Annotated in this window: 1 protein-coding gene; it reads right to left on the bottom strand. The window is 73.2% G+C overall.

Annotated elements, in window-relative coordinates:
• Positions 1 to 173: 173 nt before the first annotated feature.
• The gene (locus GUY61_RS38100; RefSeq protein ID WP_166634860.1) at positions 174 to 1487 is read right to left on the bottom strand and encodes an NAD(P)/FAD-dependent oxidoreductase; all 1314 of its coding nucleotides are present in this window, start codon (positions 1485 to 1487) and stop codon (positions 174 to 176) included.
• Positions 1488 to 1673 lie beyond the last annotated feature (186 nt).

Raw genomic sequence — 1673 nt, 5'->3', positions numbered from 1 at the left:
GTCGGTGGGCGGGGTGGGCGAAGTCGTAGCGCAGGTGGCGGGCGAAGAGCACGGCCACCAGGTCCGCGGCGGACATCGACGAGGTCGGGTGGCCCGAGCCCGCGGCGTCGGCGGCACGCACCGAGTCGACCCTCAGCTGCTGTCCCAGCTCGGCCAGTTGGTCGTAGTGCATGTCAGCCGTCCTTGGGCAGGCGGGCGAGTTCCGGGGAGGCGGTGTCCAGCGGCACCGACCACGAGCGGACCAGGCCCAGCTGGACGGACTGCCGCGGCAACGCGGCGTCGAGCAGCCAGTCGGCGGCGACCCGCACCCGGTTGCCGGGCATCGAGGCCAGGTGGTAGCCGCGGGTGACGGCTCCCGCCACCGGTCCCGACAGCGGTACGCCGAGCGGATTGGCCGCCGCCTTGACGCCGCCCAGGTCCACGGCGAAGCCGAGGTCGTGGTGCTCGTACGGGGTCCTGGTGCCGAAGCCGAGGGAGGCCGCGACATTGCGGGCGGCGGTCTTCCCCTGCCGCCAGGCGTGCTGCGCGGTCATCGGCGTGTACTCGCCGGGCCGTTCCAGATCGGGCACGGCGGCGGCGTCGCCGCAGGCGAACACCTCGGGGCGGCCGGGCACGCCCAGGAACTGGTCGACGAGGAGCCTGCCCCGCTCCAGCGGCGCGCCGAGGGAGGCGACCAGCGGATCCGGGCGCACGCCCACGCACCAGATGAGGGAGCGGGTGGGCACGAACTCGCCGGTGTCCAGAAGGACTCCGCCAGAGGTGGCCTCCTTGACGGACGTGCCCATGCGCACGTCCACTCCGCGCTGCCGCAGCACCGAGTCGGCGGTGCTGGACAGGCGTTCGTCCAGCCCGGGCAGCACGCGCGGCGCCACGTCCAGCAGCAGCCAGTGCGGCCTGATGCCCTGGCGCAGCGGGTGCCTGCGCACGAGCGATTCGGTGAACAGCTGCCCCTGGGCGGCGACCTCGGTGCCGGTGTAGCCGGCGCCGACGACCACGAAGGTGGTGCGCGCCGAGCATTCCTCGGCGTCGCTGCCCGTCGAGGCGAGTTCTATCTGCCGGATGACGTGATCGCGCAGGTAGAGCGCCTCCGGGAGCCCCCGGAAGCCCGTCGCGTGCTCGGCGACCCCCGGGATCGGCAGCAGTTTGTTGACGCTGCCGACCGCCAGGACGAGACGGTCGTACGACAGCTCGCCGTGCTGGCCCTCGGGGTCGGTGTAGCCGACGGTCCGCCGGTCGAAGTCGACGGCGTCGGCCTCACCGAGGACCAGGCGCACCTTGCGCAGGCCGCCCGCGGTGAGGGAGACGGTCACCCGGCGGGGCTCGAGCACCCCCGCCGCGACCTGTGGGAGCAGCGGGAGGTAGAGGAAGTAATCGGTGGGGTTGAGGAGCACGACCTCGATGTCGTCCCCGGCGCGCCTGGCCAGGGTGCGGGCGGCCTGATATCCCGCGAAGCCTGCTCCGACGACCACTACTCGTGAACGGGTCACTGAATTCGCCTCCGAGGCACGGTGTCGGATCTGCGATGGCGGATCCGGGGACCCCGGATCCCGTGCGGCTGAGCTTTCCCGGTGCCCTCGGCGGGGTCCGCCAAACGCGCTCCGTGCCGTCGTCGCGCTGCTCAGGCGCGGTGGTGCGGCGACTCGCCGAGGTCGACCCCGGTGCTGGGGAAGCGG

This window comes from Streptomyces sp. GC420, assembly GCF_009916105.1.
In the GTDB taxonomy this organism is placed as follows: Bacteria; Actinomycetota; Actinomycetes; order Streptomycetales; family Streptomycetaceae; genus Streptomyces.
Note: the sequence above shows the minus strand (reverse complement) of the source record. Positions and strands in the feature narration are given on the sequence as shown.